A 23,909-nucleotide genomic window follows, 5' to 3' on the forward strand; every position below is an offset into this window, starting at 1 on the left:
CGTTCAGACCATGGATGCGACGCCCCCTAGCATGGCTTTTCAGCCACGACAAACCTCCGTTCCCATCGGCGTGCGGGCGCTTGCCTTGCGCGGCACGGCGCGGGTGGAACAGTGGCTGGAGGTCGAGCGCGAACAGATTGGCTTGTGGGCGCCCGTGGCGCTGGGAATCGGTATCGCCGCATGGTTCCTGCTGCCTGATCGCGGGGGCTGGCTGGGCTTTGCATGCGGTGCGCTGGGGGTGGTTTGTGGCGGCGTCATGCTGCCTGCGGGGATGCGCTTGCGGCATATCATGGTCGCGGGGGGGCTGCTGGCCTGTGCCGGATGCCTGCTCGTGTGGGGCAAGTCGATGCTGGTGGGGGAGCCGCCATTGGCGCGCGCCCTGTTTACGCAGGTCACAGGCGAGGTGCGGTCGGTGAACGAGGTGCCAGCGCAGGGAATCGTCCGCGTGCTGGTGCGGCCGGTGGGTGATCCGGCCCTGCCGACGACGATCCGGGTCAATATCGCGGCGGCCGACATTCCCGATGGGCTTGGGGAGGGCGCGCGTATCCGCTTTCGCGTCCGATTGATGCCGCCTGCCCCGGCCAGCGTGCCGGGTGGCTATGATTTTGCCCGGCGCGCCTATTTTCTGGGGATCGGGGCGACGGGCAAGGCGCTGAAGCCGGTTGAGATGCTGCGCCCCGCAACCATTGGGCCAGGCCTGCGCGCGCGGTTGGCAGCGCATATTCGCGGGCAGATCGAGGGACCGTCGGCTGGCATCGCGCTGGCGCTCGCCACCGGCGATCAGGGATCGATCGCGGAGGAGGATGCGAACGCGATGCGGCGCAGCGGCCTCGCCCATTTGCTATCGATCAGCGGCCTGCATGTGACGGCGCTGATCGGGGCAGTGATTTTCCTGTTGCTGCGGATCATGGCGCTCAGTCGGCGTGCCGCGCTCGGCTTGCCGCTGATGATGATAGCGGCGGCGGGCGGCGCACTCGCGGGCATCGGCTATACGTTGCTGACGGGGGCGGAGGTGCCGACGGTGCGGTCCTGTGTCGCCGCGCTGCTGGTGCTGGGCGGACTGGCGCTGGGGCGCGATGCGATCACGCTGCGGCTGGTCGCGGCGGGCGCGATCGTCGTGCTGGCACTATGGCCCGAAGCGCTGGTCGGCCCTAGCTTTCAGATGAGTTTTGCCGCCGTGATCGCGATCGTCGCACTGGGCGAGCATCCGCGTTATCGGGCGTTTGTCGCCGGACGCGATGAAAATGCGCCGCGCCGGATTGGACGCGCGCTGTTCGCGCTGCTCGCAACCGGCTTTGCGGTCGAACTGGTGCTGGCGCCGATCGCGTTGTTCCATTTTCACAAGGCGGGATTGCTCGGGTCGTTCGCCAATCTGATCGCGATTCCGCTGACGACTTTCGTGGTGATGCCGCTGGAGGCGTTGGCCCTTCTGCTCGACATGGGCGGGCTGGGCGCTCCGGCCTGGTGGCTGACGGCGCAGGCGTTGCGGTTTCTGCTGTTTATCGCCCATGGCGTTGCGGCCAGTCCGATGGCGGTGATGCTCGCACCCGCAACGCCGGTCTGGTTGTTCGGGGTCATGGTGATGGGGGGGCTGTGGGTGCTGCTGTGGCGCACACGCTGGCGCTGGATCGGGCTGTTGCCGATTGTGCCCGGCCTGATCGCGATTGCTTCCACCTCTCCGTCCGACATAGTGGTGACGGGAGATGGTGGCCATGTCGCGGTGCGGACGGCCGATGGCGGCATGGCGATGCTGCGCGAGCGGGCGGGCGATTATGTGCGCGATACGCTGTCGGAAAGCGCTGGTTTTGGCGGTGAACTCACGGCGATCGCCGCATTGCCGCAGGCGCGTTGCTCGTTGGATATCTGCGCGCTCAATATGATGGCGGGCGAGCGGCGCTGGCGGGTGCTGTTCACGCGCAGCGATGTGCTGATCGACCGTGCGACGATGCAGCGCGATTGCGCGGCGGCGGATATTATCCTGAGCAATCGCCGCCTGCCCTATTGGTGTCGACCGCGCTGGTTGAAAGCGGATCGCGCCTTGCTGAGCCAAACCGGCGGACTGGCCATCGACCTCGACGATGCGACCATCCGAACGGTGCGTGTGCCCGGTGATGCCCATCCGTGGGTGCCGGCGACGCCCTTAAGCCGCCGCCGTCCGCGATCACATTCCCTGCCTGCACCTTAATTATAGCGACGCAGCAGTCCGGCGAGCTTGCCCTGAATCCGTACCTGGCCGGACGCGTAGATTTGCGGCTCATAGGCGCTGTTGGCCGGGTCGAGCCGGACCTTGGGTCCTTCGCGCCGGAAATATTTGAGCGTCGCTTCCTGTTCGTCGATCAAAGCGACCACAATCTGTCCGTCGCGCGCCACATCGGTGCGCTGGATCAGTGCGAAATCGCCGTCCAGAATACCCGCCTCCATCATCGAGTCGCCCGATACTTCCAGCGCATAATGATCGCCCGTGCCGAGCAGAGCGGCGGGAACAGAGAGCATGGTCTGCCCTTCCATCGCCTCGATCGGCACGCCGGCCGCGATTCGCCCGTGCAGGGGGATTTCGATCACGTCGTTGGCGGCGACCGGCAGCATGGGCGCGGGATGAGGCTTGGAAGGAAGCTTTGCGCCGCGACCGACCGCCTCAGGAAATTTCAGCACTTCGAGCGCGCGCGCCCGATTGGGCAGGCGACGAATGAAGCCGCGTTCCTCCAGCGCGTTGATGAGACGATGGATGCCGGACTTGGAACGCAGGTCGAGCGCGTCCTTCATCTCCTCGAACGAAGGAGACACGCCGCCCTCTTCGAGTCGGGTGTGAATGAAGTTGAGCAATTCCTGCTGCTTTGGCGTCAACATGCCACTTGTCCTCCATGGAACGGATAGAGAACACATAGGAAACGAAATGGGGCGAGTCAAGCATCGGCTGACGACCCGGCTCCGTGTTCAGGGCGTGAAGGGAAGGATCGTTACGCCGTCGCCCGCCTTGGCCGGAGGCGATCCGGCCGGTCGCTGGATGAGGCAGTCCGCAGCGGCAAGCGAGGCTACGGCCGCGCTGTCCTGCGACGTAACCGAAACGACGCCTGAGTCGCTCTGGAAGGCACGCAGATATTCGTCACGCTCGCCGGTAGCCGGAAGGGCGGAGCCTAAAAACGCTTTAGTGGTGCGCGGTTTCGGATCACTGGCGCCGGCCATATGGCGGATCAGCGGGAGCAGGAAAAGCGTCGCCGTGACGAAGGCCGATACAGGGTTGCCGGGCAGTCCCAGGAATATGGCGTTTCCGATCGTCCCGGCCATTAGCGGCTTTCCGGGCCGCATACGGATCTTCCAGAAGTCGAGCGTCCCTCCCGCCGCCAGCAGCGCGGGACGGACAAGATCGTGATCGCCCACCGACGCGCCGCCGGTCGATATGATGATGTCCGCTCCGGCCGCGCGCGCGAAAGCGTCGGTTTGCGCGGCGAGATCGTCGCCTATGATGCCCAGGTCGGTGATCTCGCATGGCAGCGCGACGAGCATGGCCGCCAGCATCGGGCCGTTTGAGCCGGGCAGGCGGCCGGGCGGGGTGGGCGCGCCGGGCGGGGTCAGTTCATCGCCCGTCGACAGCAAAGCGATGCGCGGTTTTCCGCCCACCGGCAGGTTGCCATGCCCGGCCAGCACGGCGAGCGCGATCCGCGCCGGGCCGAGCAGCGCGCCTGCCGGCAGCAATATATCGCCCTGGCGGAAATCCGATCCCGCGGGCCGAACATGCCGAGCGGGCGGGAGGGCCTCGCCGAGGGCCGCCAAGGCTCCGCCCTCCAGCCGCGCATTTTCCTGGATCAGGATGGCATCGGCCCCGTCCGGCAATGGTGCGCCGGTGAAAATGCGGCAGGCGGCGCCGGGTCCAAGCGGCGCAGGAGCCTCGCCACCGGCGGCGCTGGTCCCTGCGATAGTCCACGGGCCGGGCCATTCCGATGCCCGCACCGCATAGCCATCCATCGCAGAAAGATCGGCCCAGGGCTGATCGCGCAGGGACAGGATGTCATGCTTCAGCCAGCGCCCGGCGCACAATGCGGCGGGCAAATTCTCGCTGGGCAGCGGCGTAGCGAGCGCCAACAGGCGGGCCTGCGCCTCCTCCACCGGGATCAGGCTCATGGCGCGCGCCAGTCGCCCGACTTGCCGCCCGATTTCTCCAGCAGGCGGACGGCGCCGATGACCATGCCCTTGTCCAGCGCCTTGGCCATGTCGTAAATGGTGAGCAGCGCGATACTGGCGGCGGTCAGCGCCTCCATCTCGACCCCGGTCTGCCCGGCGGTCCGCGCGGTCGCGGTGACATCGACGCCCTCTTCATCGAGAGCGAAGTCGATGGTCACGGCGCTGAGCGCGATGGGATGACAAAGCGGGATCAGATCGGCGGTGCATTTCGCGCCCATGATGCCGGCAACGCGCGCGACCGCCAGCACATCGCCCTTTTTGACCAGCCCCTGCGCGATGGCGGACGCCGCCTCGTGCGCCATCGTGATGCGGCCGCTGGCAATCGCCTGGCGCGCGGTCGTGGCCTTGGCCGAGATATCGACCATGCGCGCCGCGCCATCCTCGTCCAGATGGGTCAGGCCGTTCATGCGCCGGTGAGCAAGGCGTGAGTGGCGGCTTCGAGGTCGGCCTGTCGCATCAGCGATTCCCCGACGAGGAAGCAGCGCACGCCGTGGTCCGCCATCATCAGCAGATCGGCATGCGAGCCCAGCCCGCTTTCGGCGACGAAGGTGCAGCCCTGCGGCGCGAGCGAGACCAGTTCATATGTTCGCGCAAAATCGATCGAGAAGTCCCTCAAATCACGGTTGTTTACGCCGATGAGCCGCGACCGCAGCTTGAGCGCGCGCTCCAGTTCATGGGCATCGTGGACCTCCACCAGCACGTCCATGCCAAGGCCGATCGCCGCATCCTCGATCTCGGCCATCAGGCCGTCATCCAGCGCCGCGACGATGATGAGGATGGCGTCCGCGCCGATCGCGCGGCTTTCCAGTATCTGCCAGGGATCCACCATGAAATCCTTGCGCAGCACCGGCAAGGCACAGGCCGAACGGGCGGCCATCAGATAATCGTCATGCCCCTGAAAATAAGGGCCATCGGTCAGCACTGACAGGCAGGCGGCCCCGGCGGCGGCATAGGCCTGCGCATGGGACGGCGGATCGAAATCGGCACGGATCAGGCCCTTGGAGGGGCTGGCCTTCTTCACCTCGGCAATCAGGCCGAAGCCCGAACGCGCGGCATCGTCCAGCGCCTTGCGAAAACCGCGCGGCGGGGTCTGCTCGGCGGCGCGGGCATGGAGCGTGGAGACGGTCGTCGCGGCGCGGCGTCGAGCCACCTCTTCGCGCGTCGTGTCGCAAATTTCGATCAGCTTGTTGGTCATGAATAGGCAATCCAGCAGTTGAGGAGCCGGTTGGCAAGGCCCTGGTCAATGGTCGCGGCGGCCTGCGCCACCCCTTCGCGCAAATCGGTCGCCTTGCCCGCGATGACAAGGGCGGCCGCCGCGTTCAGGAGCACCGCGTCCCGATAAGCGCCCGGCTCGCCCAGCAGCAGCGCGCGCAGGGCGGCAGCATTATGGGCCGGATCGCCGCCCCTGATAGCCTCGATCGGATGGGCGGGCAGGCCCGCATCGGCGGCGGACAGGCGACGCATTGCAACCAGTCCATCGGCCGTGAGTTCGGCGACATCATTGCTGCCCGCCAGCGACAATTCGTCCAGCCCTTCGTCGCCAGACACGATCATCGCCCGCTCCACGCCCAGTTCGGCGAGCGCCTGCGCATAGATCGGCACATAGGCGGGGCGAGCAATTCCAATCAGTTGCCGCCTGACATTGGCGGGATTTGCCAAAGGACCCATCAGGTTGAAGATCGTCCGCCGCCCGATGGCGCGACGGATCGGCCCGAGCCGTTTCAGCGCGGGATGATGGTTCTGTGCGAACAGGAAGCAGATGCCGAGGTCGGCGAGGGTCGCCTCCGCCGTTGCGGCAACGCGATCGAGATCGAGGCCCAGTGCTTCGATCGTGTCGGCCGCGCCCGCCTTTGACGAAGCGGCGCGATTCCCATGCTTTGCGACGGGCACACCGCTCGCCGCCACGACCAGGCTGACGGCGGTGGAAACGTTGAGCGTGTGATGGCCATCGCCGCCAGTGCCGCATACGTCGATCGCATAGTCCGGCGCGGTGATCGGGATCATGCGCGCGCGCATGGCGCGGGCGGCGGCGGCGATTTCGACCGCGCTTTCGCCGCGTTCCGCCATGGCGACCAGAAAAGCGGCGATCTCGTCTTCCGGCAGGTCCGCGTCGAACAACAGGTCGAATGCACGAGCAGCATCGGCCGGGGAAAGGGGCAGGGCGGGATCGGGCAGACGAGACATGGAAGCCGCCTTAATCACGGGCGTGGTGATGAGTCGAGGGGCGCACGGCGACAAAGCGCGACGCGCGCGCCTATTCCTCGTCGCCCTCGACTGCTCTGGCCGGTGGATGGAGCCGCAGGCGGGTGACGCGGCGGCCATCGCTCGCCACGATCTCCAGCTTCCAGCCGCTCTGCGGATGCTCCAATATCTCACCCGGTTTCGGCACATAGCCCGCCAGCACGAACGCAAGGCCGCCCAGCGTATCCACATCCTCTTCGACGTCTGCCAGCTTCGCGTCGATTTCCTCGGCGACATCGTCCAGTTCGGCGCGGGCGTCGGCATCCCACATGCCGCCATCGAGCGGGGTCAGCATCGGCTCGGGCGCATCGTCATGTTCGTCCTCGACCTCGCCGACGATTTCCTCGACCAGATCCTCGAACGTCAGAAGTCCTTCGGTGCCCGAATATTCGTCCAGCACGATTGCCAGATGGGTGCGCTTGGCGCGCATTTCGGCGAGCAGATCGAGCGCGCCCATGCTTTCAGGGACGAACAGCGGCTGACGGATCAGCGGCTCCAGCGAATCCGGCACAGGGGCCGCGCCGGCGAGGATCGCGAAGGCATCACGGATATGGACCATGCCGATGATCGTATCGAGCGTGTCGCGATAGACCGGGATGCGGCTGTGCCCCGCTTCGGCGAACAGCGCCGCCAGTTCGGCAAAGCTCGCCTTTTCCTCGATCGCGATGATATCGGCGCGCGGGACGGCGACGTCATCGACGGTATGTTCGGAAAAATGCAGAAGGTTGCGGACCATCTGCCGCTCGATCGCCGACAGGTCGCCTTTGGTCGGGGCGGGGGCGCCGTCTTCTTCGGCTTCCTCGTCATAGTCGTCGAGTGCCTCCTCCAACTCCTTGCGGAGACTGTGGCCTTCATCCTCGCCGAAAAGCAGCGCCTTGAGGCCGCTCCATAAACCGCCTTCGTGGCTGCTACTGTCCGCTTCCTTTGCGCCAGCACTGTCCTTCGGGCTGCCTTCAGCCATGTCCTATCCTGATCCCCTGTTAAATCGCCGTCGGAGCCTGTTACCAGACGGTCCGAAAACGCATCATATCGTCTGACGATCCCCATAGGGATCGGGAAGGCCAAGCGTGCCGAGCGCACGGATTTCCAGCGCTTCCATCGCTTCGGCCTCATTGTCTTCCATATGATCATAGCCGAGCAAATGAAAAGTGCCATGCACGATCAGATGCGCCGCATGATCGGCCACGGAAATGCCCTTTTCCGCCGCTTCGGCCGCGCAAACGCCTTCCGCCAGCACGATATCGCCTAGCAGCACTTCCCCATCGTCGGTGTTGGCGGTGGCTTGCAGCAGGTCGGGCTGCACCATCGGGAAGGACAGGACATTGGTCGGCTTGTCCTTGTCCCGATAGGCGCGATTGAGCTGATGGACTTCGGCATCCGAGGTCAGCTTGACCGCGACTTCGTACAACGCCTGATCGGTGGCGAAGCCGACATAGGGGCTGTGCGTGATCGCGGCGGCCACCGCCCGTTCGGCGAGCAATTGCCAGTCGCCATCGGGCCAGCCTTCCTCGTGAAGTAGCGCGACTTCAATCATGACGAACCTTCTCTGCGGGTTCCGGCCGCTTGATAACTTTATGCATCAGGTCCCTCATAAGCCTGGACAATCCGTCCCACAACCGGATGGCGCACGACGTCCGCAATGCCGAAAGGCACCATGGCGATGCCGTCCACGCCGTCGAGCCGCGCGACCGCGTCGGCCAGCCCCGATATCCCCGGCTGGGGCAGATCGACCTGCTTGGGATCACCGCAGATCACCATGCGGCTTCCTTCGCCGAAGCGGGTGAGGAACATCTTCATCTGGGCGATGGTGGTGTTCTGCGCCTCATCCAGCACGATGAAGGCGTTGGCGAGCGTGCGCCCGCGCATGAAGGCGAGCGGTGCGATCTCGATCTCGCCGGATGCGATCCGCCGCTCCACCTGCTCGGCAGGCAGCGTGTCATGCAGCGCGTCATAGATCGGCCGAAGATAGGGATCGACCTTTTCCTTCATATCGCCGGGCAGGAAGCCGAGCTTTTCGCCTGCTTCGACGGCGGGGCGAGACAGGATCAGCCTGTCAACCGTGCCGGTGATGAGCTGGCTGACGGCCTGCGCGACCGCCAGATAGGTCTTGCCGGTGCCGGCCGGGCCGAGCGCGAAGATGATATCGTTGCGGTTCAGCGCCTCCATGTAAGTGACCTGCGTCGCGGAGCGGGGCACGATGGTCTTTTTACGCGTGCGGATCATCACCTTGGGCGGTTCTGCGACGTCATGGCGGATGATGCCGTCGAGCATCGGTTCAGCCGACATGGCGATGACCGCCTCGACCGCGCCGGCATCGATCTGCTGCCCTTCGACAATGCGGTTATACAGGCCGGTCAGCACATCGCGCGCACGCGCCGCGGCTTCGGCATGACCTTCGATCTGCAACTTGTTGCCGCGCGCCGCGATGTAGACGCCGAGACGATTTTCGATCGCGACGAGATTCTGGTCATATTGGCCGAACAGCGTGCCGAGCAGATGCGGCTTTTCGAACGTGACCTCCAAGCGGGCGCGTTCGGCGATGTCGGTGCGGCTATGCGGTTTCTTGCCCATGTCAGCGGCCCTCCTGCCAGGTCTTCCATCTCTTTACGACCGCCAAGGAGCGGGATTGGGAGAGATGGCTTCCCGACGAAGCGGGAATGACGAGGCGTGGGTTCAAGCGGCTTTCCTCCTGGCTGACTGTCCGGCGAGACTATTCGGGCCGGCGCTGACGATATCGACTTCCACCAGATCGCCGATCGAAAGGGTCGGCGCGGTGATATGGACGGATTGGAGCCAGGGCGTCTTGCCGATCAGTTGCCCCGCATGGCGTCCCTTGCGCTCCAGCAATATTTCGGTGTTCCGGCCGACGGTTGCGGCATTGAAATCCTGTTGCTGCGCATTGACCAGCGCCTGAAGGCGGGCCAGCCGTTCATCCATCACGGCGGCCGGGATCTGCCCGTCCATGCCCGCGGCGGGGGTGCCGGGACGGGGGCTGTATTTAAACGAATAGCATTGCGCATAGCGCACTTGTGCGATGATCTTCAGACTATCTTCGAACTCGGCATCGCTTTCGCCGGGGAAGCCGACGATGAAATCGCCGGACAGGGCAATATCGGGCCGAACGGCGCGAACGCGGTCGATGATCCGCAGATAGCTGGCGACATCGTGACTGCGGTTCATGGCCTTGAGAATCCGGTCATTGCCCGACTGTACCGGCAGATGCAGGAAAGGCATCAGCTTTTCGACATCGCCATGCGCGGCAATGAGTCCCTCGCTCATGTCGTTGGGATGGCTGGTCGTATAGCGGATGCGCTTGAGGTCGGAGATCGCGGCAAGCGCGCGGACCAGGCCGTCCATGCCCTGGACACGCCCCTTGTCGTCCTCGCCCGTCCAGGCGTTGACGTTCTGGCCCAGCAGGGTGATCTCGCGCACGCCGCCATCGACCAGCGCCTTCGCCTCGTCGATAATGGCGCTCCAGCTCCGGCTGATTTCCGCGCCGCGCGTATAGGGCACCACGCAATAGGTGCAGAATTTGTCGCAGCCTTCCATGATGGTGAGGAAGGCGGTCGGCCGTGCCTGTTTCGAGCGGCCGGGCAGGGCGTCGAATTTGGAGAAGGCGGGCATGTCGGTGTCGACCGCTTCCTCGCCGCGCGCAGCCCGGTCGATGAGGTCGGGGAGCCGGTGATAGGCTTGCGGGCCGACGACGATATCGACGCTTTTCGCGCGCCGGCTGATTTCGCTACCCTCCGCCTGCGCGACGCAGCCCGCGACCGCGATCATCGGGCGCGACCCATCCTCGCGAGTCATGCGGCCGATGTCGGAATAGACCTTGTCCACCGCCTTTTCGCGGATGTGGCAGGTGTTGAGGATGACGAGATCCGCCTGCGCTCCGTCAGCGGCGGCGGCCATGCCCTGGCCGGTCAGCATCTCCGCCATGCGCTCGCCGTCATAGACGTTCATCTGGCAGCCGAAGGATTTGACGTGGAAGCTGGTCGGGATCTTGTTGGGGACGTCGTTTCGATTCATGTCGACCAGCTATACAGGCGGCAGGGCGGCAGCGAAAGACGGCTGGTGCATCGATATGCTCGCCGCGATCTTTTGCCGGGCTTCGGACGCAATCGCCTTGCGATCGGGATGGCGGGCAGGGTCGAACGGCTCAAGAAAGCGCAGTGTCACCGCGAACGTGCCCCTCCGCCCGAAGATGCGGGCGGCATTGGCGCCCGCCGATTCCTCGCCGTGCCAGGCGATCTCTGTCGTGGCCGCGCCATAATCGATATGGACGGGCTGAACCATGACCGCGCGTGGCGGGGGCAGCAGCACAGAGAGCAGGGTGGGCTTGAACGGCAAAAGGCCGCGCCCGTCGCTGGTCGTGCCTTCGGGGAACAAAGCGACCGGCTGGTGGCCCGCCATTGCGGCGCGCAGCCCATCGATCTGGCCGGACAGGGCAGAGCGCCGGTCGCGGGCGATGAACAGCGTGTTGTTCTGGGCGGCGAGCCAGCCAATGACGGGCCAGCGGGCGATGCCGTCATGCGCGACGAAGGCCGTACCTGTCGCCCCGCCTAGCGCCAATATATCGATCCAGCTGATATGATTGGCGATGATGAACATGTCTCCACTCGGAACATGCCCCTCTACCTGCACCTGAGCACCCACGGCGCGCGCGGCAAGGCCAAGGAAGCGGCGCGGCCACGGGGAATGCCGCCGCAACAGGCGCCAGAGCAGATGAAGCGGAAGGCACAGCAGCAGGCTCAGCGCCAGGGCGGCGGCGCGCCTCAGCCGACGAGCGGGAGCCAGCCGGTCAGCCCTTCCGGTCGAGCGAGACGCCGTACAGTTCCATCCTGTGATCGACGAGACGGAAGCCAAGCTTTTCGGCGATCTGCTTTTGCAACTGTTCCAGTTCCGGATCGACAAATTCGATGACGTTGCCCGTTTCGACATCGATCAGATGATCGTGATGGGCCTCTGGCGCCGCTTCGTAGCGCGCGCGGCCGTCGCCAAAATCATGACGCTCCAGAATGCCCGCCTCTTCGAACAGGCGGACGGTGCGGTAGACGGTGGCGATCGAAATGCCGGGATCGATAGCGGCCGAGCGGCTGTGCAATTCTTCGACATCGGGGTGATCCGACGCATCGCTCAGCACTTGGGCGATGACCCTGCGCTGCTCGGTGATACGCAGCCCCTTTTCGTGGCACAGAGCTTCGATATCGATCTTGCGGTTCATTCAGGCTCGCTCGCTGATGACGGGTAAAGAGCGCAGCCTAGCGGCTTTTCCGGGCATGCGAAAGGGGCGCATCATCGATACGCCCCTCTCTCATTTCGTGCGGAATTACTTGGCGGCGCGCGTCGTGCGGCGGCGCTTGGTGCCAAGGCCGATTTTCTTCGCGAGCGAGCGGCGCTGTTCGGCATAATTGGGAGCGACCATCGGATAGTCGGCGGGAAGGCCCCATTTCGCGCGATAGTCATCCGGCGTCATCTGATAATGAGTCATCAGATGGCGCTTGAGCATCTTAAGCTTCTTGCCATCTTCAAGGCAGATGATGAAGTCGGGCTTGATAGACGAGCGGATGGATACTGCCGGTTCGGGCTTTGTTTCCGGAACGGCGGCTGGCGTATTCAGGCCAGACAGGGCTGCGAATACATTTTGAATGAGTGCCGAGACGTCCGAGACCGCCACGCTGTTATTGGAGACATGCGCTGCGACAATGTCCGAGGTCAAAGTAATGAGCAATTCGCTCTGCGCCGATTCGATTTCCATGGTTCTTGTTTCCTGAGAAGGCTTTTTTTGGTGCGACCCGCCCATGGAAAAATCATTTCAGAGGCGGTATGTGTCCGCTATACCTCCAGCCCAAGTTTAGCAAGTCCCTATTCGCGTTATAATAGCATGTCCAGACGAAAACTTAACGCGTCGTGAAGTTGACCGTCATTGCCGCGATAATAACCGGGGCGTCTGTGCACATATTCAAAGCCCGCACCCTCATATAACCTGACCGCATCATTAGAAGCGCGCACTTCCAGATTCATCGAGGTGATGCCCCTGCGGCGCGCCAGGCCAAGACTATGGTCGAGCAATTGTCGTCCGACGCCCCGCCCGCGCCAAACCGGGTCTACGCCAAGTAATAGCAACTCGCACTCATCCAGTACTGAACGTACAAGTGCGAATCCCAGAGTGGCCGCATCGACCCGCGCTACTGTAAGCCAGGTGCCCGGCATCAGCATGACTCCGGTCAGTTGCGCCAATGTCCATGCCTCACCGTAAAGCGGATCGAAAGCGCGGGTCATCACATGCATCGCATCCGCCAGGGCATCGCGATCCCCTTCGTCATAACTGGCGAGGGTCAGACCTGGCGTCACGGCAGATTTGGCTGGGAGAGGGGGCGCGCGTCTGCTTCGCGTCCGTAGATGGGTGAGGGGGGCAGGGGATCGAGATCCGCGATCAGCGGATAGTCGGCCGCGTCGGGATATAGGCTGACGGCCGAGCCATGGCCCCGCGCTGTCACGAGAGCTTCGGCCCCCGTGCCGTAAAGCAAGGGTATGGCCAGTTGCTGCGCCAGCACGGCAATCGGCGTGGATGCGATCGGGCTGGTCGCGGTGCGGCCATCAGCGGTAAAACATTGCCAGAATAGTTCGCCATGGCCGCCGGTGATGGTCACGGCGATCGGGCCATCGGGATGGTCGCGCGCCGCCGCCGCCGCGATGATGCCGGGTGCGCTATAGCCGCGAACGGGCACGCCCCAGGCCAGTGCGAGCGCCCGCGCCGCCGCTATGCCAATGCGCACGCCGGTGAAGCTGCCCGGCCCGACATCGACCGCGATCGCATCGGCGCGACCCCCTTCGGGCATGGAGGCGATGGCAGGCAACAGGGCTTCGGCATGGCCACGCCCGACGACTTCATGGAAGCGGCCGATCATATCGCCATCGTCCAGAAGCGCGACGGAAAGCGCCTGAGTCGCGGTGTCGATGACCAATAGACGCAAACAGACCCCCGTCAGGCGCCCGCGCTAAGCGGGATTCCATCGCCGGTTAGTCGATCCGTCGCCAATTGCCAAATTTCACGAAATTCGCGGAAATGATCGCCGCTATTTCCTTATCAACGCTGATTAAACAGCGCGAACTTCAGTCACCTCGGGCACATAATGTTTGAGCAACTGTTCGATGCCATTTTTGAGTGTCGCGGTGGAGGAGGGGCAACCCGCGCAGGCGCCCTGCATCTTGAGATAGACGGTGCCCTTGTCGAAGCCGCGATAGATGATATCGCCGCCATCATTGGCGACCGCGGGCCGCACGCGGGTGTCGATGAGATCGCGAATCTGCTCCACGATTTCGGCGTCCTGCGGATCGTCGGCAAATTCCTCCTCCGCCGCGGGCACAGCGATGCCGGCCGCCGATCCCGGTGCGAACAGGGGCATGTTCGCGGAGAAATGTTCGAGCAACAGCCCCAATATATCCGGCTTCACATCGCTCCATTGCGCGCCCGGCGCAATCGTCACCGAAATGAAGTCGCTGCCGAAAAAGACGCCCGTGACATCGCCCAGGCCAAACAGCGCGTCGGCCAGTGGCGAGGCTTCCGCTTCTTCAGGCGAGGCGAAGTCGCGCGTGCCGCCGCTCATCACCGGGCGGCCGGGCAGGAATTTGACGGTCGCCGGATTGGGCGTGTTTTCGGTCTCGATCAGCATGGCCGCTATGTGGCGTGAACCGGGGCGGATATCAAGTCATGCGCCTGTTGCGAGTGCGGAACTTCCCGCCGGGCCAGCCATTGACCGTCCGAGCATAAGGAGACCCACGATGAGCACCGAGTCCGACATCCGTGAACGCTTCTGGACACAATTGTCGCAAAGCCCCTTTTTGATGGTGGGCCTGAATGGCGCGTCGGGCCACAGCCTGCCGATGACCGCGCAACTCGATCCCAAGGCCAATCATGCTTTCTGGTTCTATACGAGCAAGGATAACCGGCTGGCGCCCGGTGGCCCAGCCATGGCGCAGTTTGCCGCCAAGGATCATGATCTTTTCGCCTGTATCGATGGGACGCTGGTGACGGAGACCGATCCGGCCGTCATCGATCGCTACTGGTCGAAGGAGGTTGAGGCCTGGTATCCGGGCGGGCGGAACGATCCTCATTTGCTGATGCTCCGCCTCGATCTAGGTGTCGCCGAAATATGGCGCGCCGACATGTCGCTGACGGGCGTGTTCAAACAATTATTTGGCGGCGATGTGGCCGAAGAGATGAAGGGCAAACATGCCGAGGTGTCGCTCTGACGCCAGCCACGACAGGATGAATAAGGCGATCCGTGCGCGACCGTGCACGGATCGCTTGTATTTTACGAGCGTTTGGGCCATATCGCCGCAGCGCAGCAAGCGGACCCATGTCCCCATAGCGATTGGCAGCGTGATCGTTCCGGCCTTTGACAAGGTTCGGGACCGGCCAATGACAGCCTGCGCAAGCTTTTGAGGCTTCCCTATTCACGCGGGTCGTTTCGTAACCCGCCTTGCGCCCGGTTTGCGTCTCGCAGCCGTCTGGCGTCGTGGCCAGACATGTGAGTTCTTCATGCAGTTTACCGATCTCGGCCTTGCCGAACCGATCATCAAGGCGCTTGCCGCCAAAAAATATGTCGATCCTACCCCGATTCAGCAGCAGGCGATCCCCGAATTGCTCAAGGGCCGCGACCTGTGCGGCATCGCCCAGACGGGCACCGGCAAGACGGCGGCGTTCGCGCTGCCCAGCCTCGATCATTTCGCCCGCAATCCGAAGGAAACGCCGCTCAAGGGCTGCCGGATGCTCGTCCTTTCGCCAACGCGCGAACTGGCGGCTCAGATTGCGCAGAGCTTTCGCGACTATGGCCGATTCATGAAATTGTCGGTCGAGGTCGTGTTCGGCGGCGTGCCGATCAACAAGCAGATCCGTGCCCTGGCACGCGGCGTCGATATCGTCGTCGCGACGCCCGGTCGCCTGCTCGACCTGATCGACCAGCGCGCGTTCACGATCAAGGATACGGAAATCTTCGTTCTCGACGAAGCCGACCAGATGATGGACATGGGCTTTATCCATCCGTTGAAGCGCGTCGCCAAGATGTTGCCGGCCCAGCGCCAGAATCTCTTCTTTTCCGCGACGATGCCCAAGGAAATCGAGGCGCTCGCCGCCCAGTTCCTCAATGATCCGGTGAAGGTCAGCGTCGCGCCGCAGGCGACCACGGCGGAGCGCATTCGCCAGCAGGCGATCTTCGTCAACCAGACGGAAAAGCAGGCGCTGCTGACCATCGCGGTCAAGGATGAGGCGATCAACCGCGCGCTCATCTTCACGCGCACCAAGCATGGCGCAGACCGGGTCGTGCGTTTTCTGGAGGGCGCGGGCATCGCGGCTTTCGCGATCCATGGTAACAAGAGCCAGGGCCAGCGCACGACCGCTTTGCAGGCGTTCCGCGATGGCCGCGTCAAGCTGTTGGTGGCGACCGACATCGCGGCGCGCGGCATCGACGTGTCGGGCGTCAGCCATGTCATCAATTTCGAGCTGCCCAATGTGCCCGAACAATATGTTCACCGCATCGGCCGCACCGCGCGCGCCGGGGCGGAGGGCATCGCGATCAGCTTCGTGGCGGATGATGAGCGGCCCTATCTCAAGGCGATCGAGCGGACGACGCGGGTGAAGCTCGACATCGCGCCGCTGCCGGAGAATTTCAACGAGGCGGTCCGCAATCTTCCCAAGCCTGCCGCGCCGCGCAAGCCCAAAGAGCAGACGTCCGAACAGAAGGCGAAGCGCGCCGACGGCCAGCGTCGTTATCAGGACGGGCAGAAGCAGCAGCGCGGCGCTCCCGATCGCGCCCATCGCCCGGATGGCGAAGCGCCCGCCAAGCGCCCGTTCCATCGCAAGCGCACGGGCGTTGGCGCGCATAAGGGCGCGGTTCAGCGCACCGGGGCGCCGCGCGGTTAAAACCGCTATCGATGAGCCGGAGTGTATCCGCACCGGCTCATCGAGGCGCGATTGACAGTGGCCATTCAGGAAAAGGGCGCTAGGCTGCTGGGCCTATGACCCTTTTCCTCCGGCGTACCGCCGCCTCGCTGCCCGTCCTCGCACTTTTGCTGGCTGGTTCCTCATCCCCTTCATGGGCGAGGACGACACCTGCGGCGACGGCCGCTGTCCCCGGGTCAAGCGAAACGCAGGTCCGGCCGTGGCTGTACGAAAATAGCGATGTGCCTATCGACGCAGCCTGGCGTTTCGGCACGCTGCCTAACGGCCTTCGCTATGCCATCCGTCGCAACGGCGTGCCGCCGGGGCAGGTTTCGGTTCGGCTGCGCATAGATGCAGGCTCTTTGATGGAGCGGCCTGACGAGCTTGGTTATGCCCATTTCATGGAGCATCTGACCTTTCGGGGATCGCGCCATGTGCCCGATGGCGAATCCAAACGGATATGGCAGCGGCTCGGCGTGACTTTTGGCAGCGACAGCAATGCGCAGACGACGCCGACCGGCACCACCTATGCGCTCGATCTGCCGCAGGCGACGCCAGCGGGCCTGAGCGAAAGCCTTAAGATTCTGGCCGGCATGATGGCCGAACCCAATATCGTCGACAGCGCGGTGGCGGCGGAACGTGCGGTTGTGCTGGCGGAGCGGCGCGAGGGCGATGGGCCGCAGATGCGCATTTCCGATGCCAGCCGGCTGCATTTCTTCGCGGGCCAGCCGCTCGCCGACCATAGCCCGATCGGCACGGTCGCGACGCTCAATGCGGCCACTGCCGCCAAGATGGAAGCGTTTCACGACCGCTGGTATCGGCCCGAAAATGCCGTGATCGCCATCGCGGGTGATATCGATCCCGCCGCAGCAGAGCAGCTTATCCGCGATAATTTCGGCGCATGGGCCGCGCCGGGCAAGGGCGCGGCGCTGCCTGATTTCGGCATGCCCGATCCCAAGCTGCCAGCAACCCGCGTCGCCATCGAACCAGGCGTGCCGACCGGCCTCACCATGGCATGGTTGCGCCCCTGGAAGCCCCATGCCGACACCATCGTCTATAATCAGGACAAGCTGACGGACATGCTGGCGTTGCAGATCATCAGCCGCCGGCTGGAGCAGGCTGCGCGCGGCGGCGGCAGCTTCCTTCAGGCCAGTGTCGATCAGCAGGATGTCAGCCGATCGGCAGACGGGACGTTCGTGACGATCGTGCCAGCGGGCGAGAATTGGGACAAGGCGTTGCAGGATGTCCGCGCCATCATCGAGGACGCGAAGGCGACCCCGCCGAGCCAGCAGGAAATCGATCGCGAATATGCGCAGATGGATACCGCGCTCGCGATCCAGGTCGAAAATGCCGATACCGAAGCGGGAGCCAAGCAGGCGAGCGATCTGGTGAGCGCGGTCGATATTCGCGAAACCACCGTCAGTCCGCAGGCGGCGGTCGATATTTTTCGGTCCGGCAGGCCAGCAATGACGCCGCAGAAGATCATGGACTCGACGCGGCGGCTTTTCTCCGCCGGGGTGTTCCGGGCACTGCTGGTGACGGGGAAGGCGGTGCCGGGACAGGACAAGAAGCTTGCCGCCGCCGTCGCCGCGCCGGTACGGGCCGCAACCAATGTGCGCCTCGCCAGTGGCGCTGTCACTATGGACAGCCTGCCCAGTCTCGGCGCGCCGGGCCGGGTGGTGTCGCGGACGCCCGTGGGCTTGCCGGGCATGGAGAGTGTCACCTTCGCCAACGGCGTGAAACTGACGCTGTTCGCCAATGATGCCGAAACCGAAAAAGTCCGCATCAATGTGCGTTTCGGTCATGGCCAACAGAGCTTTTCGCCGACGAAGCCCGCGCCGTCCTGGGCCGCCGACTATGCGCTGGTGGCGAGCGGTATCGGCAAGCTTGGTCAGCGCGAACTGGACGAACTGACCAACGGCCGCCGCATGGGCATGGACTTTTCCATCGCCGACAACGCCTTCGAAATGCAGGCGGTGACGCGCCCGGCGGATTATAAGGACCAGTTGCGTCTGTTCGCGACGAAGCTGGCCGCGCCGGGCTGGGACCCGGCACCGATAGCCCGCGTCAAAACCGGCGCGATGGTCGCCTATGACGCCATGTCCCGGTCGCCCGATGCGGTTCTCGGGCGCGATCTCGGCTGGTTGCTGCATGACAAGGATGTGCGCTTCCGCACACCTTCGCGGCAGGAGATCGAAGCGCTGACGCCGCAGGCCTTCCGGGCGACCTGGGAACCGCTGCTGGCGTCAGGGCCGATCGAAATTCAGATATTCGGTCAGGTGAAAGCGGACGACGCGATTGCGGCGGTCGCGGCCACATTCGGCGCACTATCCCCGCGTGCCGATGCGCCGGTGCCGGCAGCTAATCGCGTCATGCGCTTCCCCGCCCATGTCGAGGCGCCCGTGATCCTGCGGCATGAGGGCGACAAGGAACAGGCGGCGGCGGTCATCGCCTGGCCCACGGCGGGCGGTTTCGACATGCTCAAGGAAGCGCGCCAGCTCGAAATCCTGACCCAGATCTTTAACGACCGGCTGTTCGACAAGCTGCGCTCGACCGAAGGCGCGGCCTATTCGCCGAGCGTCTCGAACAATTGGCCCTTCTCCTATGACAGCGGCGGTTATGTGCTGGTGTCGAGCCAGGTCTGGCCGGATCGGGTCGGCTTCTTCTACAGCGTCGTGAAAGACACTGCCGCCGATCTCGCCAAAACGCCGGTCAGTGACGATGAACTGCAACGTGCGGTGGCGCCGATGCGGCAGATGCTGATGCGGGCCAGCACCGGCAACGCCTTCTGGATGAACCAGATGGAAGGGGCGACGCAGGATGCGCGCTATATCAAGGCGATGCAGACCATGGCGGAGGACACGCTGAGCGTGACCCCGGCCGATATTCGTGCGCTTGCCGCCAAATATCTTGTTGCGTCCAAAAGCTGGTCGGCGGTCGTGTTGCCGCAAGGGGTCAGCGCCAAATAGGTGGGTGGTTTCGGACAGCTCATGAGGTTGCCTGTGCCCCTCCGTGGATGACCAGCAGATGTTCGTAAAACCGGATATGATCGAGATGGATGCCCCGAATATTTGGGTTGTCCGATTGGGCAGCGAGCGTGCGGTTACGGTTGATACGCTGTTCAAAATAGGCGCGGTTGAACGCAGGTGCCGCCGTCATCAAATTTTCTCCCAGACTTGGCGGTACAAAGCCGGGAACGGATAGTGGTTGCTGCGCCGCAGCAGGCGATTGCGACAAAATGCATCGTGATCGGGACGAGCTACACTATCCTGATGCTGCCCGAGAGGGGCGGGATGAGGACGGTCTCGGTCGGACAACCGAGTTCGATAAGCAGAGACCCTCCGTTCGTCAGACCGGGCGCGGTGATCGCCTGATCCGTCAGATTGAAGACGCACAGCAGCCTCTCCTTCCCGGACGTCCTTTCGAACGCCAGCAGATCGGGCGGCGATTCGATGATCGTGATCGCCCCGTCCCGCAAGGCGGGGCTGGCACGCCGCGCCGACAGCAGGGCGCGGGTCCATTGCAGCATCGACTCGGCGTCCGCCTCCTGTTCGGCGACCGACAGCGGCAGATGCGCCGTATCCATCGGCAGCCAGGGTTCGCCGCTCGAAAATCCGCCATGGGGCGTTTGCGCCGTCCATGGCATGGGCGTGCGTGCGCCGTCGCGACCAAGTGTCTGGGGCCAGTTGGAGATCGCTTCGGGGTCCATCAATCGATCGAACGGAACATGGGCTTGCGGCAAGCCCAGTTCCTCGCCCTGATAGAGGAAGATGTTGCCGCGCAGCGCGACCAGCAACAGCATCGTCAGCCGCGCCAGCCGGTCGCGATCCACTGCCTTGCCCCAGCGCGTCACATGGCGCGGCGCATCATGGTTGGAAAAGGCCCAGCTTGGCCATCCCTCGCCCGGCTCTCCCGGCCATTCGCGGATCGCGGCCCGCACGACATTCGCGTTCAGTTCGGGTGCATAGAGATAGGTGAAGCCATAGGCGCTGTTCAGCCGGTCGGGCGGCATCGTGAACAGCTTCATTTCCCGGTCCGCATCCTCGCCGCCGACTTCGGCGACGGTGAAATGTGCGCCATGGGCGTTGATCGCGGCTTGCAGCGCTTCAATGAAGGTCACGACATCGGCATGCCCTTGATTATAGAGACGGCGCTGATAATCGAACGGTCGCGTGCGCGGCCCCGGTTTCGTTTCGGGCGGATTGTCGCGCAGTGCGGGATCGTGCATCGCGAAATTGATCGCGTCGAGCCGGAAGCCATCCACGCCGCGATCGAGCCAGAAGCGGGCGGTGTCGAGCAATTCGGCCTGCACCGCCGGATTATGGACGTTGAGCTGAGGCTGTTCCTTTAGGAAGTTGTGCAGATAATATTGCCCGCGCCGCGCATCCCATGTCCAGGCGGGTCCACCGAACACCGATTGCCAGTTGCTGGGCGGCGACCCTTCCGGCTTGGCGTCGGCCCAGACATACCAGTCGGCATAGCCATTGTTCCGGCTGCCCCGGCTCTGCACGAACCAGTCATGCCGGTCGGAGGTGTGGGCGTAGACCTGATCGATGATGATCTTGAGGCCAAGCCCATGCGCGCGTGCGATCAGCGCATCGAAATCGGCGAGCGAGCCGAAGATCGGATCGACATCGCGATAGTCGGCCACATCATAGCCGAAATCAGCCATGGGCGAGGTGAAGAAGGGCGACAGCCAGATCGCATCGACGCCAAGGCTGGCGATATGGTCCAGCCGCGCCGTGACGCCGGGCAGGTCGCCAATGCCGTCGCCATTGGAATCGTTGAAGCTGCGGGGATAGACCTGATAAATGACGGCGCCCCGCCACCAGGGGCTATGGGCGTCCACTTGGCTATCGGGCATGGCGGCTCCCATGAATGGATTGAGCGATTGCGCCGGGATGGGCGTATCGCCGGAACGATGCCTAGAGACCTATCAGCTTTTTTCGCCTACGCCAGCACCCGCCGGGTACCGCCGCTGCTCGCACCCGCGTGGGATGTGTCGCGCGAAAGGGAGTAAAGTCACATATGAGGCCGATCGCCATGCATGCGCCGGGGCCATATTCAGGGGAACGGGCATGGGGCTGAACATCATCCTGTCCGTTGAGGCACTTGAGCCGCAATTGTCGGGTATTGGCCGCTATAGCTGGGAACTTGCCCGGCGGCTTGATCCCGACATGGGTGTGGATGCACTCCGCTTCTATCGCAACGGGCATTGGATCGACGATCCTGCGACACTTCTTCGCCCGGCGATTCCCCTGACCAAGGCACAACGCTGGATCAAGCGTCGTATGAGGCCGCCGCGATGGCTGCGGGAATGGCAGGACCGGCCGATCTGGCGCAGCCATATTTTCCACGGTCCCAATTATTTCCTGCCCGAGGAAGGGGAGGGTGGCGTCATTACCGTCCACGACCTGTCCATCTTCTGCTTCCCTGAGACCCATCCCGCCGAACGGCTGGATTTTTTCGCTCGTCATTTCACCCTGTCCTTGGAGCGCGCGTCGCACATTATCACCGACAGCGCGACAATGCGGGGGGAGTTGATAGCAGAACTGTCGATCGATCCTGACCGTGTGACGTCCATCCCGTTGGGTGTGGGGCCATCCTATTATCCGCGCTCGATTGCGGAACTCACGCCGGTGCTGGCTCGCCACCGGCTGGCTCCCGGCGGTTACGCCTTGTGCGTGTCGACCGTGGAACCGCGCAAGCGCATCGCCGAACTGCTGCGCGCGTGGGAAATGCTGCCCGTCGCGATTCGCCAGCGCTGGCCGCTCATGGTGACGGGTGGGAGCGGGTGGTTGAGCGACGCCGTAACCGGCATGATGGAAAAAGGAAGCCGCGAGGGCTGGGTCCATTATCTCGGCTTCGTGCCCGAAGAAGAATTACCCTTTCTTTATGCGGGGGCGGCGCTGTTCGTCTATCCATCCATCTATGAAGGGTTCGGCCTGCCTCCGGTCGAGGCTATGGCGAGCGGTGTTCCTGTGGTCGTCGCGAATGCATCGTGCCTCCCTGAAGTCACAGGCGGCGCGGCCATGCTGACGTCGCCGGAAGACTTAGAAGATTTCGCCCGCCGGTTGGAAAAGGCGCTGACCGACGATGTGTGGCGCGCTGTCGCACGGCAAGCGGGGCTGGCCGTTGCCGCAGGCTATAGCTGGGATCGATGTGCGCGAGAAACGGCGGCGCTATATGCCAGGATCGATGCCAAGCGTGCCGACGCCAGATGCAGTTCGGAATCATAGACAGTCATGCTGCACTGCAACTATTTTGTCGAACTGGCATGACTTTGGGTTGAACGATCCGTTGCAGATTACTACTTTGGCGGAAAGCGAAATGAGTGGATATTCGCGGCGCATCGCGCCCATAGATCAGAGGCGGACGAGATGATGCGCAAGGGGAAATCCGTCGGGCTGTTGCTGTGCGTGACCACGGGTCTGCTCGCCGGATGCGGTAAGAGCGCGCCCCCCGCTCCGCCGCCACCTGCGGTAGGGGTGGTCGCTCTCAAATATGAGAATGCTGACCTCACGGCCGAGCTTCCGGGCCGGATTACGGCGATCGAGACTGCCGAAGTCCGGCCGCAGATCAGCGGAGTGATCCGTCGTCGGCTGTTCGCCGAGGGCGGTTATGTGCACGCCGGACAGCTGCTTTACGAGATTGAGGATGCGCCCTACCGGGCGGCGCTCGCCCAGGCGCAGGGCGCATTGGCCCGTGCGCAGGCCTCGATTCGGGCGACCGGACTTCAGGCGCAGCGTTACCGCGAGCTGGTGGCCATAAATGCCGTCAGCCGGCAGGAAGCGGACAACTCCGCCGCCGCCGCCCAGCAGGCGCGCGCCGATGTTGCAGCGCAAGGCGCGGCGGTGCAGGCGGCGCAAGTCAATCAGGGCTTTACGCGGGTCCGCGCGCCGATTTCCGGGCGGATTGGACGGTCCCTTTTTACCCCCGGCGCGCTGGTGCAGGCGGGGCAGCCCGATCCGCTCGCGACGATCCAGCGCACGGACACGGTCTATGTCGATGTGACCCAATCGGCCGCGCAGATACTGGATCTGCGGCAGGCGATGCGCAGTGGCGGCGTGAGCGAGGCGGATGGCGCGCGCGTGCAGCTTCTGTTGCCGAACGGGACCGTCTATCCGGTGGAAGGGCGGCTGCAATTTTCCGAAGTGACCGTCGATCCCAGTTCGGGCGCGGTGACGCTGCGAGCGAGTTTCGCCAATCCGGACGGCCTGCTGCTGCCCGGTATGTTCGTCCGGGCGCGATTGATCGAGGGGCAACGGCGTCAGGCCATCCTCGTGCCGCAGCAGGGCATCACGCGGGATCCGCGCGGGCGCGCCACCGCCATGATCGTCAATGCGCAGAACAAGGTCGAGCTTCGTCAGGTCGTTACCGATCGGGCGGCCGGGGACAAATGGATCGTGACTGGTGGCCTGAAACCGGGCGAGCGCCTGATCGTCGAGGGGCTGGTTAACCTCAAGCCGGGCGCCGTGGTGCGGCCGGGGCCGCCGCAGCAGGTGACGGCTGAAGCAGGCACGGCCGCACCGGGCGGGGCGAAGTAAAT

Annotated in this window: 23 protein-coding genes; 6 read left to right on the forward strand and 17 right to left on the reverse strand. The window is 64.1% G+C overall.

Features of this window, described 5'->3' with window-relative positions; genetic code table 11:
- Positions 1 to 31 precede the first annotated feature (31 nt).
- The gene (locus tag ACODSN_RS10525; protein WP_489055164.1) at positions 32 to 2,185 is read left to right on the forward strand and encodes a ComEC/Rec2 family competence protein; all 2,154 of its coding nucleotides are present in this window, start codon (positions 32 to 34) and stop codon (positions 2,183 to 2,185) included.
- Here the strand turns inward: ACODSN_RS10525 and lexA are convergent.
- From lexA to ACODSN_RS10600, 15 genes are all read right to left on the reverse strand, one after another.
- Positions 2,182 to 2,847, reverse strand: a complete 666-nt coding sequence (lexA, locus tag ACODSN_RS10530; protein WP_489055165.1) for a transcriptional repressor LexA — start codon at positions 2,845 to 2,847, stop codon at positions 2,182 to 2,184. The genes ACODSN_RS10525 and lexA overlap by 4 nt on opposite strands.
- Positions 2,848 to 2,934: 87 nt before the next feature.
- Positions 2,935 to 4,119, reverse strand: a complete 1,185-nt coding sequence (locus tag ACODSN_RS10535; RefSeq protein ID WP_489055167.1) for a molybdopterin molybdotransferase MoeA — start codon at positions 4,117 to 4,119, stop codon at positions 2,935 to 2,937.
- Positions 4,116 to 4,586: a cyclic pyranopterin monophosphate synthase MoaC gene (moaC, locus tag ACODSN_RS10540; RefSeq protein ID WP_489055168.1), complete on the reverse strand. Its 471-nt coding sequence runs from the start codon at positions 4,584 to 4,586 to the stop codon at positions 4,116 to 4,118. Before moaC ends, ACODSN_RS10535 begins: the two co-directional genes overlap by 4 nt.
- On the reverse strand, positions 4,583 to 5,374 hold the full coding sequence (gene trpC, locus ACODSN_RS10545; protein WP_489055170.1) for an indole-3-glycerol phosphate synthase TrpC: 792 nt from the start codon (positions 5,372 to 5,374) through the stop codon (positions 4,583 to 4,585). The genes moaC and trpC overlap by 4 nt, the downstream gene beginning before the upstream one ends.
- Complete coding sequence (trpD, locus tag ACODSN_RS10550) at positions 5,371 to 6,363, reverse strand: anthranilate phosphoribosyltransferase (RefSeq protein ID WP_489055172.1); 993 nt, start codon at positions 6,361 to 6,363, stop codon at positions 5,371 to 5,373. The genes trpC and trpD overlap by 4 nt, the downstream gene beginning before the upstream one ends.
- 70 nt (positions 6,364 to 6,433) lie before the next feature.
- Positions 6,434 to 7,381: a hemolysin family protein gene (locus tag ACODSN_RS10555; protein ID WP_489055174.1), complete on the reverse strand. Its 948-nt coding sequence runs from the start codon at positions 7,379 to 7,381 to the stop codon at positions 6,434 to 6,436.
- Between the two features lie 63 nt (positions 7,382 to 7,444).
- On the reverse strand, positions 7,445 to 7,954 hold the full coding sequence (gene ybeY / locus ACODSN_RS10560) for an rRNA maturation RNase YbeY (RefSeq protein ID WP_489055175.1): 510 nt from the start codon (positions 7,952 to 7,954) through the stop codon (positions 7,445 to 7,447).
- Positions 7,955 to 7,992: 38 nt separating this feature from the next.
- On the reverse strand, positions 7,993 to 8,991 hold the full coding sequence (locus ACODSN_RS10565; RefSeq protein WP_489055177.1) for a PhoH family protein: 999 nt from the start codon (positions 8,989 to 8,991) through the stop codon (positions 7,993 to 7,995).
- Positions 8,992 to 9,093: 102 nt separating this feature from the next.
- Positions 9,094 to 10,446: a tRNA (N6-isopentenyl adenosine(37)-C2)-methylthiotransferase MiaB gene (miaB, locus tag ACODSN_RS10570; protein ID WP_489055179.1), complete on the reverse strand. Its 1,353-nt coding sequence runs from the start codon at positions 10,444 to 10,446 to the stop codon at positions 9,094 to 9,096.
- A gap of 9 nt (positions 10,447 to 10,455) precedes the next feature.
- The gene (locus tag ACODSN_RS10575) at positions 10,456 to 11,214 is read right to left on the reverse strand and encodes a lysophospholipid acyltransferase family protein (RefSeq protein ID WP_489055257.1); all 759 of its coding nucleotides are present in this window, start codon (positions 11,212 to 11,214) and stop codon (positions 10,456 to 10,458) included.
- Positions 11,215 to 11,218: 4 nt separating this feature from the next.
- Positions 11,219 to 11,641, reverse strand: a complete 423-nt coding sequence (locus tag ACODSN_RS10580) for a Fur family transcriptional regulator (RefSeq protein WP_489055180.1) — start codon at positions 11,639 to 11,641, stop codon at positions 11,219 to 11,221.
- 105 nt (positions 11,642 to 11,746) lie between these two features.
- Complete coding sequence (locus ACODSN_RS10585; protein WP_489055259.1) at positions 11,747 to 12,175, reverse strand: Ros/MucR family transcriptional regulator; 429 nt, start codon at positions 12,173 to 12,175, stop codon at positions 11,747 to 11,749.
- 116 nt (positions 12,176 to 12,291) lie between these two features.
- Positions 12,292 to 12,771 (reverse strand): GNAT family N-acetyltransferase, encoded by a 480-nt coding sequence (locus ACODSN_RS10590; RefSeq protein WP_489055181.1) that lies wholly within the window; start codon positions 12,769 to 12,771, stop codon positions 12,292 to 12,294.
- Positions 12,768 to 13,394 (reverse strand): tRNA (adenosine(37)-N6)-threonylcarbamoyltransferase complex dimerization subunit type 1 TsaB, encoded by a 627-nt coding sequence (gene tsaB / locus ACODSN_RS10595; protein WP_489055183.1) that lies wholly within the window; start codon positions 13,392 to 13,394, stop codon positions 12,768 to 12,770. The genes ACODSN_RS10590 and tsaB overlap by 4 nt, the downstream gene beginning before the upstream one ends.
- Positions 13,395 to 13,517: 123 nt before the next feature.
- On the reverse strand, positions 13,518 to 14,093 hold the full coding sequence (locus tag ACODSN_RS10600) for a NifU family protein (RefSeq protein WP_489055185.1): 576 nt from the start codon (positions 14,091 to 14,093) through the stop codon (positions 13,518 to 13,520).
- Between the two features lie 109 nt (positions 14,094 to 14,202).
- Here ACODSN_RS10600 and ACODSN_RS10605 point away from each other — a divergent pair, with 109 nt between their 5' ends.
- The 3 genes from ACODSN_RS10605 (at position 14,203) to ACODSN_RS10615 (ending at position 19,329) form a co-directional block, all read left to right on the forward strand.
- Positions 14,203 to 14,673, forward strand: coding sequence for a pyridoxamine 5'-phosphate oxidase family protein (locus tag ACODSN_RS10605; protein WP_489055187.1), 471 nt, complete (start codon positions 14,203 to 14,205; stop codon positions 14,671 to 14,673).
- A gap of 289 nt (positions 14,674 to 14,962) precedes the next feature.
- Positions 14,963 to 16,342: a DEAD/DEAH box helicase gene (locus tag ACODSN_RS10610; protein ID WP_489055189.1), complete on the forward strand. Its 1,380-nt coding sequence runs from the start codon at positions 14,963 to 14,965 to the stop codon at positions 16,340 to 16,342.
- Positions 16,343 to 16,437: 95 nt separating this feature from the next.
- Positions 16,438 to 19,329, forward strand: a complete 2,892-nt coding sequence (locus tag ACODSN_RS10615; protein WP_489055190.1) for a M16 family metallopeptidase — start codon at positions 16,438 to 16,440, stop codon at positions 19,327 to 19,329.
- A gap of 19 nt (positions 19,330 to 19,348) precedes the next feature.
- Here the strand turns inward: ACODSN_RS10615 and ACODSN_RS10620 are convergent, their stop codons facing one another.
- The gene (locus ACODSN_RS10620) at positions 19,349 to 19,519 is read right to left on the reverse strand and encodes a hypothetical protein (RefSeq protein ID WP_489055192.1); all 171 of its coding nucleotides are present in this window, start codon (positions 19,517 to 19,519) and stop codon (positions 19,349 to 19,351) included.
- 100 nt (positions 19,520 to 19,619) lie between these two features.
- Positions 19,620 to 21,224, reverse strand: coding sequence for an alpha-glucosidase family protein (locus tag ACODSN_RS10625; protein ID WP_489055194.1), 1,605 nt, complete (start codon positions 21,222 to 21,224; stop codon positions 19,620 to 19,622).
- A 214-nt stretch (positions 21,225 to 21,438) separates the two neighbouring features.
- Between ACODSN_RS10625 and ACODSN_RS10630 the strand changes: the two genes are divergently transcribed.
- Together ACODSN_RS10630 and ACODSN_RS10635 are read left to right on the forward strand one after the other, a co-directional pair.
- Entirely contained in the window at positions 21,439 to 22,599 is a 1,161-nt protein-coding gene (locus ACODSN_RS10630) for a glycosyltransferase family 4 protein (protein ID WP_489055196.1), read from the forward strand.
- Between the two features lie 144 nt (positions 22,600 to 22,743).
- Complete coding sequence (locus tag ACODSN_RS10635; RefSeq protein ID WP_489055261.1) at positions 22,744 to 23,907, forward strand: efflux RND transporter periplasmic adaptor subunit; 1,164 nt, start codon at positions 22,744 to 22,746, stop codon at positions 23,905 to 23,907.
- The last annotated feature ends 2 nt before the right edge of the window (positions 23,908 to 23,909 follow it).

It is taken from the genome of Sphingobium sp. FG11 (assembly GCF_057809915.1).

Excerpts from the sequence above, each read along its gene's own strand:
- ACODSN_RS10580 (WP_489055180.1), bottom strand. The coding sequence starts at position 11,641 with ATGAACCGCAAGATCGATATCGAAGCTCTGTGCCACGAAAAGGGGCTG.
- lexA (WP_489055165.1), bottom strand. The coding sequence starts at position 2,847 with ATGTTGACGCCAAAGCAGCAGGAATTGCTCAACTTCATTCACACCCGA.
- ACODSN_RS10620 (WP_489055192.1), bottom strand. The coding sequence starts at position 19,519 with ATGACGGCGGCACCTGCGTTCAACCGCGCCTATTTTGAACAGCGTATC.
- moaC (WP_489055168.1), bottom strand. The coding sequence starts at position 4,586 with ATGAACGGCCTGACCCATCTGGACGAGGATGGCGCGGCGCGCATGGTC.
- ACODSN_RS10630 (WP_489055196.1), top strand. The coding sequence starts at position 21,439 with ATGGGGCTGAACATCATCCTGTCCGTTGAGGCACTTGAGCCGCAATTG.
- trpC (WP_489055170.1), bottom strand. The coding sequence starts at position 5,374 with ATGACCAACAAGCTGATCGAAATTTGCGACACGACGCGCGAAGAGGTG.
- ACODSN_RS10565 (WP_489055177.1), bottom strand. The coding sequence starts at position 8,991 with ATGGGCAAGAAACCGCATAGCCGCACCGACATCGCCGAACGCGCCCGC.
- trpD (WP_489055172.1), bottom strand. The coding sequence starts at position 6,363 with ATGTCTCGTCTGCCCGATCCCGCCCTGCCCCTTTCCCCGGCCGATGCT.
- ACODSN_RS10555 (WP_489055174.1), bottom strand. The coding sequence starts at position 7,381 with ATGGCTGAAGGCAGCCCGAAGGACAGTGCTGGCGCAAAGGAAGCGGAC.
- ACODSN_RS10615 (WP_489055190.1), top strand. The coding sequence starts at position 16,438 with ATGACCCTTTTCCTCCGGCGTACCGCCGCCTCGCTGCCCGTCCTCGCA.
- ACODSN_RS10605 (WP_489055187.1), top strand. The coding sequence starts at position 14,203 with ATGAGCACCGAGTCCGACATCCGTGAACGCTTCTGGACACAATTGTCG.
- miaB (WP_489055179.1), bottom strand. The coding sequence starts at position 10,446 with ATGAATCGAAACGACGTCCCCAACAAGATCCCGACCAGCTTCCACGTC.
- ACODSN_RS10600 (WP_489055185.1), bottom strand. The coding sequence starts at position 14,093 with ATGCTGATCGAGACCGAAAACACGCCCAATCCGGCGACCGTCAAATTC.
- ybeY (WP_489055175.1), bottom strand. The coding sequence starts at position 7,954 with ATGATTGAAGTCGCGCTACTTCACGAGGAAGGCTGGCCCGATGGCGAC.
- ACODSN_RS10625 (WP_489055194.1), bottom strand. The coding sequence starts at position 21,224 with ATGCCCGATAGCCAAGTGGACGCCCATAGCCCCTGGTGGCGGGGCGCC.
- ACODSN_RS10535 (WP_489055167.1), bottom strand. The coding sequence starts at position 4,119 with ATGAGCCTGATCCCGGTGGAGGAGGCGCAGGCCCGCCTGTTGGCGCTC.
- ACODSN_RS10585 (WP_489055259.1), bottom strand. The coding sequence starts at position 12,175 with ATGGAAATCGAATCGGCGCAGAGCGAATTGCTCATTACTTTGACCTCG.
- ACODSN_RS10635 (WP_489055261.1), top strand. The coding sequence starts at position 22,744 with ATGCGCAAGGGGAAATCCGTCGGGCTGTTGCTGTGCGTGACCACGGGT.
- ACODSN_RS10610 (WP_489055189.1), top strand. The coding sequence starts at position 14,963 with ATGCAGTTTACCGATCTCGGCCTTGCCGAACCGATCATCAAGGCGCTT.
- ACODSN_RS10525 (WP_489055164.1), top strand. The coding sequence starts at position 32 with ATGGCTTTTCAGCCACGACAAACCTCCGTTCCCATCGGCGTGCGGGCG.